Annotated in this window: 6 protein-coding genes; 2 read left to right on the top strand and 4 right to left on the bottom strand. The window is 70.5% G+C overall.

What is annotated here, in order from left to right:
- Window positions 1-184: 184 nt before the first annotated feature.
- Both ACLFOB_RS12975 and ACLFOB_RS12970 read left to right on the top strand, forming a co-directional pair.
- On the top strand, window positions 185-2,311 hold the full coding sequence (locus tag ACLFOB_RS12975; RefSeq protein WP_410926338.1) for a 3-hydroxyacyl-CoA dehydrogenase NAD-binding domain-containing protein: 2,127 nt from the start codon (window positions 185-187) through the stop codon (window positions 2,309-2,311).
- Between the two features lie 143 nt (window positions 2,312-2,454).
- Window positions 2,455-3,639, top strand: coding sequence for an acetyl-CoA C-acyltransferase (locus ACLFOB_RS12970; RefSeq protein ID WP_410926337.1), 1,185 nt, complete (start codon window positions 2,455-2,457; stop codon window positions 3,637-3,639).
- A gap of 102 nt (window positions 3,640-3,741) precedes the next feature.
- Here the strand turns inward: ACLFOB_RS12970 and ACLFOB_RS12965 are convergent, their stop codons facing one another.
- The 4 genes from ACLFOB_RS12965 to ACLFOB_RS12950 form a co-directional block, all read right to left on the bottom strand.
- Window positions 3,742-4,206 (bottom strand): zinc-binding dehydrogenase, encoded by a 465-nt coding sequence (locus tag ACLFOB_RS12965; protein ID WP_410926336.1) that lies wholly within the window; start codon window positions 4,204-4,206, stop codon window positions 3,742-3,744.
- A 72-nt stretch (window positions 4,207-4,278) separates the two neighbouring features.
- The gene (locus ACLFOB_RS12960) at window positions 4,279-6,075 is read right to left on the bottom strand and encodes an acyl-CoA dehydrogenase (RefSeq protein WP_410926335.1); all 1,797 of its coding nucleotides are present in this window, start codon (window positions 6,073-6,075) and stop codon (window positions 4,279-4,281) included.
- 29 nt (window positions 6,076-6,104) lie between these two features.
- On the bottom strand, window positions 6,105-7,103 hold the full coding sequence (locus ACLFOB_RS12955; protein WP_410926334.1) for an ABC transporter permease: 999 nt from the start codon (window positions 7,101-7,103) through the stop codon (window positions 6,105-6,107).
- On the bottom strand, window positions 7,090-8,436 hold a 1,347-nt coding region (locus tag ACLFOB_RS12950; protein ID WP_410926333.1), incomplete at its 5' end, for a sugar ABC transporter ATP-binding protein. The genes ACLFOB_RS12955 and ACLFOB_RS12950, both read right to left, overlap by 14 nt.

Below are 8,436 nucleotides of genomic sequence, written 5' to 3'. Positions count from 1 at the left end.
TGCCTCCGTTCAAAAAGCCGCCGGGCACGGGCGCGGCGGGTCTTGCAGGGATGCTAGGCGCCATGCGGCCGCTTGGCAAGAATGTAGGACGATTTCGATTGACTGCAGCTCCGCGGCGTTGCACCCCTCCGGCCATGCGCCTCAAGATCCGGTCGGCGGACCGGGGTGTTCACTGAACTTCAAGATGACCTGGGAGGCCGACATGACGGTGAAGCTTGTCCACGACGGCACGCTGGGCGTGCTCCGTATCGACCACCCGCCGGTGAATGCAATCTCGCCTGGGGTCGTGCGCGACATGGCGGCGGCGCTCGACGCCTTCGAGGCGGATCCGGGGATGACGGCGCTCGTGATCGAATGCGCGGGCCGCACCTTCGTCGCGGGCGGCGACATCGCCAGCTTCTCGCAGCCCGGCTTCTCGGCCGCGCCCTTCAACGAGGTGCTGGCCCGGATCGAGGCGCAGGAGCGGCCAGTGGCGGCGGCGCTTTTCGGCACGGTGCTGGGCGCGGGGCTGGAGCTCGCCATGGCAGCCCACATCCGGATCGCGCATCCGGAGACGAGACTGGGACTGCCGGAGATTTCGCTCGGCCTCATTCCCGGCTCGCTCGGCACCCAGCGGCTGCCGCGTCTTGCGGGCCTCGGGACCGGCTGGCAAATGATCTCGACCGGCAAGCCCTTGCCCGCGCGGGAGGCGCTCGATGCGGGCATAGTGGATGCGCTCGACGACGACCCGGCCCGCGCGGCGCGCGAGGCCGCCGCCGCCGCGGCGGGCCGTCCCCCGCGCCGCACCCGCGACCTGACCGTGCCCGCGGGCGATGACGACGCCACGGTGCTGGAGACCGCGAAGGCCGAGGGCGAGGCGAAGCCGCACCTTCCCGCCCTCGCCGCCGCCGCCGACTGCCTCGCCGCCGCCGCCGGCAAGCCCTTCGACGACGGGGAGCGGGTGGAGGCGGAGCATTTCGCGCGCCTCCTGCACACCCCGGCCTCCCGCGCGCTGCGGCACATCTTCTTCGCCGAGCGCGCGGCGTCGAAAATCCCCGGCCTGCCCTCCGATCTCGCGCTCCGCAAGGTGGAGACGGTCGGCATCGTCGGCGTCGGCACCATGGGCGCGGGCATCGCGCTCACCTTCGCGCGCGCCGGCTTTTCCGTGACGCTGGTCGAGACCAGCATGGAGGCGCTGGAGCGCGGGCAGGGCACAATCCGCCGCACGATCGAGACCTCCGTGCAGCGCGGCCGCATGAGCGAGGCCGAGGCCGAGGCGCAACTCGCGCGCATGACCGGGGCCACGGACATCGCCGCGCTGGCAAAGGCTGACTTGGTGGTCGAGGCGGTCTTTGAGGACATGGGCCTGAAGCTCGACGTTGCCGCGAAGCTGGGTCAGACGATGAAGCCTGGCGCGATCATCGCCACCAACACTTCGACCCTCGACGTGAACCGCATCGCCGAGGCGACGGGCCGACCGCAGGACGTGCTGGGCACCCATTTCTTCAGCCCCGCGCACATCATGCACCTGCTGGAAGTGGTGCGCGGGCAGCAGACGGACCCGGCGGTGCTGGCGACCGTCATGGCGCTCACGAAGCGCATCGGCAAGGTCCCGGTGGTCAGCGGCGTCTGTTACGGCTTCATCGGCAACCGCATGGCGGAGGTCTACATGCGCGAGAGCGAGGCGATGCAGCTCGAGGGCGCGACGCCTGCGCAGATCGACGGCGTGGCCGAGGACCCGGCATGGATCGGCATGGCGATGGGGCCAAGCCGGATGCTCGACATGGCGGGTGTGGACGTGGGCGCCCGCACGGTGATCGAATGGGTGGACAGCGGGGCGGGGCCGCAGGATCCCGCCTACCGCGCGCTCTGCCGGGCGCTCTACGCGAAAGGTCGGCACGGGCAGAAGACGGGCTCGGGCTACTACGTCTACGAGGGGCGCAAGCCGCTTCATTCGGAGGAGACGGTGGCGCTGGCCGCGCGGCTGGCGACAGAGCACGGGGTCGCGCGGCGCAACGCGCTACCGGCGCGAGAGATCTTCGAGCGGCTGCTCTACCCGATGGTGAACGAGGCCGCGGCGATCCTGGCTGAGGGCATCGCCTACCGCCCCGGCGACATCGACGTGGTCTGGACCCGCGGCTACGGCTTTCCGGCATGGCGTGGCGGGCCGGTCTTCATGGCCGACGAGATAGGGCTTGCGGAGATCGTCGCCCGTCTCGACCACCATGCCGAGGCGCTCGGCAACGCGTCGGGCTACTGGACCGTCACGCCGCTCCTGCGGGAGCTGGCGGAGCAGGGCCGGCGGCTGAGCGACTGGCGGCCCGAGGCCTGAGGGGCAAGCCCGCGCGAGGGGCAAGCCCGCGCGCGGCGCGGAAGCACCAGCCCCGGCGCGGCAGGCCGCGCGCGCCGGAGGCCACGATCAAGGCGGGCACGGCAACCATCCGGCGCCCGAAGCCATCGAGGAGGGATCGACCCATGAGAGAAGCCGTCATCGTGAGCACCGCCCGCACCGGCATCGGCAAGGCCTACCGGGGCGCGCTCAACGCCACGAAGTCGCCCACGCTCGCCGGCCATGTCCTGCGCCACGCGGTGGAGCGCGCAGGCATCGACGCGGCCGAGGTCGAGGACGTGGTGATGGGCACCGTGCTCGCCGCCGGCACGGCGGGCATGAACGTGGCCCGGAACGCGGCCTTCGCGGCGGGCCTGCCCGCAAGCGTTGCCGCTCAGACCATCGACCGGCAGTGCGCGAGCGGCCTCATGGCCATCGCCACGGCGGCCAAGCAGATCATCGTTGACGGCCAGCAGGTCAATGCCGCGGGCGGACAGGAGAACATATCGGCCGTGCAGGACAGGTATTTCGCCTGGGCCGCGCAGGAGGCCGACCCCAACGTGACCGCCCTGGCGCCCCATGCCTACATGCCGATGCTCAAGACCGCCGAGGTGGTGGCCGAGCGCTACGGCGTCAGCCGCGAGGCGCAGGACGACTACGCGCTCATGTCGCAGCAGCGCACCGCCGCCGCGCAGGCGGCGGGCCGTTTCGACGCCGAGATCGTGCCCTTCGGGACGACGATGCTGGTCAAGGACCGCGAGACTGGCGAGATCACGGAGCGCCGCGTCACGCTCGACCGCGACGAAGGCAACCGGCCGGAGACCACGCGCGACACCTTGGCCGCGCTGAAGCCGGTGCTGGAGGGCGGGACCGTCACGGCAGGCAACGCCAGCCAGCTCTCCGACGGTGCCTCGGCCTGCGTGCTGATGGAGCGGAAGGAGGCGGACCGGCGGGGCCTCGCGCCGCTCGGGCTCTACCGCGGAATGGCGGTTGCGGGCTGCGCGCCCGAGGAAATGGGCATCGGCCCAATCCATGCGGTGCCCCGGCTGCTGGAGCGGCACGGGCTCAAGGTCTCCGACATCGGGCTATGGGAACTGAACGAGGCTTTCGCCGTGCAGGCGCTCTACTGCCGCGACAAGCTGGGCATAGAACCCGGCATCTACAACGTGAACGGCGGCGGCATCTCTGTCGGGCATCCCTATGGCATGACCGGATCGCGCCTGGTGGGCCACGCGCTCATCGAGGGAAAGCGCCGGGGCGCACAGCATGTCGTGGTCACCATGTGCGTGGGCGGCGGTATGGGCGCGGCGGGGCTCTTCGAGGTCTGCTGACGGCTGCGGCGGGCGCCCGCTCTTGCCCGGGAATGCTTCCGAGCATCGCGGGGAGCGCCCCCCCTGCCCTGACATTCGCAACCTGGCGACGACCTGCTGTTCTCAGGGGCGGACCATCACCTTGATCTGCCGGTCGGGATGGCGGAGCGCCTCGAAGGCCGCCGGCAGTTCGTCCAGCGTGACCCGGTCGGTCACCGTGCCGTCGGCACGGATGCGTCCCTGGCCCAGGTAGTCCAGCACGCGCGCGAAATCGCTTTCGACGTAGCCAAGGACGAATTGCAGGCGCAGTTCCTTCAGGATCGCCGCGATGGGGATCACCTCGTCGGGCTTCATGCAGACGCCGACGACCACGATGCTGCCGCGGGGGCGCGACAGGTCGATGCACTGCTGGATCATGCCGGGCACGCCCACGCAGTCGAAGATCACGTCCGGCGGCCCGTCCGCAACCTCGGCGAAGGCCGCCCCGAGCGTCTCCGTGGCTCCGGGGTCGAGCACGTCCGTCGCGCCGAACCCGGAGGCCGCGCTGCGCCGCGCGGCGGCACGCTCCGAGACGACGATGCGGCCCACCGCGCGCCCCGGCGGAAAGGCCGGCGGGACAGACGGCGCTCACGCGTTGCCGCGCCCGCCGGCCTTACGCTCTCAGAGCGCGTCTTCGGGGGCGTCGAGCGCCGCGCGGCTTCCTGCCTCCAGCGGCGCGAGCCAGGCTGCGACACGCGGCAGTTCGGTCTCGTGGAAGTGGCGCGCGGCCCAGAGACGTGCCTCGGAGGCACCGGCGACCAGCGCCATGTCGGTGAGCAGCCAGGCCACGACGACATGCCCCGCGGCATGCAGGAAGGCCGTGGCATGGGACAGCGGCATTACCGGATCGGCGGCGTCCGTCGCGCGGCGCGCCGCCCTCTCCAGCGCCCCGGCCGCGTCGCGCAGGCCGGGCGCCAGTGCTGCGGCGGCTGTTCCCTCGGCCCGCTCGGCGGTGGCGCGCACCTCGTCCAGCAGATGCGCCAGCGCCGCGCCGCCGTCGCCCATCACCTTGCGGCGCAAGAGGTCGAGGCCCTGGATCCCGGTCGTGCCTTCGTGGATCGGGTTCAGCCGGTTGTCGCGGTAGAGTTGCTCGACATCGAAATCGCGGGTGTAGCCGTAGCCGCCATGCACCTGCAGCGCCATGTGGTTCGCTTCGAGCCCGAACTCCGAGGGCCAGCTCTTGGTGATCGGCGTCAGCAGGTCGAGGAGCGCATGGGCGCTTGCGCGCTCGTCCTCCGTCCGGGCCGCCGCGGCGCGATCTGCCAGCCGCGCGGTGTAGAGGCAGAGCGCCAGCGCCCCCTCGGCGATGGCCTTCTGCGCCAGCAGCATCCGGCGCACATCGGGGTGGCGCACCAGCGGCACGGGCGCGGGCGCGCGGCGGTCGTCCAGCGGCCGCCCCTGCCGCCGCTCGAAGGCATAGTCGCGCGACAGCAGATAGCCGCGCCATGCCAGCGCCGCGGCGCCTAGACCCACGTTGATTCGCGCCTCGTTCATCATCTGGAACATGATGGCGAGGCCCTGACCCGGCTCGCCCACCAGCCAGCCCACGGCGCCCGCCGTGCCGCCCGGCCGGTGGCGCGTGCCTTCGCCCAGGTTGAGCAGGCAGTTCGAGATGCCGCGATAGCCCATCTTGTGATTGAGCCCCGCGATGGCAAGGTCGTTGGGCCCCGCCCCGCCCGGCGCGATCCCGGGCAAAAGCTTCGGCACGAGAAAGAGCGAGATGCCCTTCGTGCCCGCGGGCAGCCTGCCGTCCTCTCCCTCGATCTTCGCAAGGACGAGGTGAACGGTGTCGGGCGCGATGTCCTGACCCGCGCCCGAGATCCACATCTTGCGCCCGGTCAGGCGAAAGCGGCGCCCGGCCTCGTCCGCGCCGTCGGGACGCGCGCGCGTGGTGATGTCGCCCAGCGAACTGCCTGCCTCGGGCTCGGACAGGCACATGGTCCCGAGCGCCGTGCCCTCGTATTGCGGGCGCGCGAAAAGCTCGATCTGCCTCGGCGTGCCGTAGGCGGCGATCACCCGCGCGTTGGCCTGGCTCAGCATCGGGAAGCCGCTGGCGGCGATGTTGGCCGCCATGATGCAGGCCATCGCCGCCGTGCCGACGGTGATCGGCAGCTGCATCCCCCCCCGGGCCTCGTCCACCGTGGCCAGTTGCAGCCCGGCGTCGAGATAGGCGCGCACCGCGTCGCGCACGCCCGGATGCAGCCGCACCTCGCCATCGGGCAGCAGTTCCGGCTCGGCACTGTCCGATGGCTTCCACGCCGGCAGGAATTCCTGCTCGGCAAGGCGTTCGGCAAGGTCGAGGAAGGCCCGGTAGTCCTCGGCGCCCTGGCCGGCGAAGCGAGGCAGGGCGCACAGCCGCTCCGCCCCCAGCCAGTCGAAGAGCATGAAATCGAGATCCGCGCGGTTCACGGCGGGCATTGCAAGGCTCCCCGAGGCTGGTTTCGTCGTCAGGCGCGGCGCACGCTGTTCATGCTTGCGCTGATCAGGGCGAGGATCAGGATCAGGCCCTGCACGATGTATTGCCAGTAGGTGGCGACGCCAAGCACCGAAAGCCCGTTGTTGATGACCCCGATCAGCAGCACGCCGACCGCCGTGCCGAAGACGTGGAACTTGCCCGGCCGAAGCGTCGAGGCGCCGATGAAGACCGCGACGAAGGCGTTGAGCAGATAGGTTTCACCCACCCCCTGCGGCCGGCCGGACGCCAGGTTCGCGGCCGCAACGAGCCCGCCGAGCGCGGCGCAGGCGGCCGAGATGCCCATCGCGATCAGCGCGAATTTCTGGAAGTTGATGCCCGACAGGCGCGCGGCTTCGCGGTTGCCGCCGATGGCATACATGTTGCGCCCCGGCTGGGTGTGTTCAAGGAACACCCAGAGCAGCAGGGCGGTGGCGATCATGATGAGGATGGGGTTCGGAACGCCCAGGATCGTGCCCTGTCCGATGATCTGGAAGCTCTCCGGGATGTCGGACGAGAACACCGTGCGCGCGCCGGAAACGCCCAGGATCAGGCCGGTGACGATGAAGCTCATCGCCAGCGTCTCGACGATGGCGGAGATCCCCAGGTAACTGACAAGCGCGCCGTTTATCATGCCGATCAGCATCGCGAGGATCAGCACGGCCAGCACGGCGCCCGCCACCACCCAGCCGGACTCGATCCCGAGTTCGGCGAGAATACGGGCGGCGAAATAGCCGCCGAAGGTCGCCATCGCGCCGATCGACAGGTCGAACAGCCCGACGACGAGACAGACGGTCAGCCCCAGCGCGATGATGCCCAGGATCGACACCTGGTTGAGGATGTTGAGCGTGTTGCGCATCGTCGGAAAGACCTCGGGCCGCGCAAGGCTGAAGAAGGCGATCAGCAGCACCAGCGAGATCAGCGTGCCCCATCGTGCCAGAAACCCCAACCAGTCGAAGGCGGCCCCGGGCTGTCCTGTGTCAGTCGCAGCCATTCTTCAGCGTCTCCCCTGCGGCAAGCGTCATGATGTTCTGCTCCGTCACCTGTTCGCCCTTCAGTTCGCCGGCCAGACGGCCGCGGAAGAAGACCAGCACGCGGTCGCAGATCACCGGATATTCCTCGAGTTCGGTCGAGGCGAAGAGGATGCCGGCGCCCTCGCCGGCCAGTTCCTCGATCAACTCGTAGATCTCGGCCTTGGCGCCCACGTCCACGGCGGCGGTGGGCGAATTGAGCAGAAACACCTGCGCGCCGGCCGACAGCCAGCGGCCCAGAACGACCTTCTGCTGGTTGCCGCCGGACAGGTCGTCGATCGCGGTCTCGATCCCCGGCATCCGCACGCGCATCCGTTCGGCCACGGCGCGGCTTGCGCGGGATTCGGCGCGCCGGTTGACCAGCCGCAGCACAGGATCGCGCAGGTAGCGCGCGAGCGACGGCATGGTGATGTTCGAGCGGATCGATTCGGCGTGAAAGACCGACTCGGCCAGCCGGTCGGCGGGCACGAAGGCGATGCCGGCGGCGATGGCTTCGGCGGGTTCGCGCAGGCGCAGGTCGAGGTCGCCCTTGCGCACGGTGCCGGCGCGGCGCCGGATGCGGCCGAAAAGCAGCGACAGCACGTCCTCCGCCCCGCTGCCGGGCAGACCCGCGACGCCCAGGATCTCGCCGTGCCGAAGCGTAAGGGTGACATCTTCGGCCACGCCGCCCGACAGCCCCTCGGTCTCCATGGCGGCGCTTTCGCGGATGTGACTGCCGGACTTGCGGGCGGAAAGCTCGCCGCGGCGGCCGACGATCGCCTCGATCACGCCGGCGCGGTCCATGGTGGCGCGCTCGAAGACGCCGGCGTTGCGGCCGTCGCGCAGGACCGTGGCGCGGTCCGCGATCTCGAACACCTCCGCCAGCCGATGACTGACGTAGAGAAACGAGTGACCCTCTTTCGCAAGACGCCGCATCTGGGCGAACAGGGTTTCCACCTCGTGCGGCAGAAGCGCCGTGGTGGGCTCGTCGAGGATGATGATCTTCGCGTCGCTCGCAACCGCCTTGGCGATGGAGATCATGGCGAGCTGGTCCGCCCTGAGCGAGGTGATCGGCGCGTCCGTGGCCACGTCAAGGCCCACATAATCGAGCGTCCTGCGCGCGCGGGCATGGGCGCGCGGCCAGTCCACCAGCCCTCCCATGCGCCGAGGCAACCGCTCGCCCAGCCAGAGGTTCTCGGCCACGTTGAGCGTGGGCACGAGGTTGAAGTGCTGATGCACGACCGCGATCCCGGCATCCAAGGCCTCGCGCGGGGTGGTGAAGCTGGCGGTTCGTCCATCGACCCGCACCTCGCCCGC

It is taken from the genome of Rhodosalinus sp., from assembly GCF_046542825.1.
GTDB lineage: Bacteria > Pseudomonadota > Alphaproteobacteria > Rhodobacterales > Rhodobacteraceae > Rhodosalinus.
Note: the sequence above shows the minus strand (reverse complement) of the source record. Positions and strands in the feature narration are given on the sequence as shown.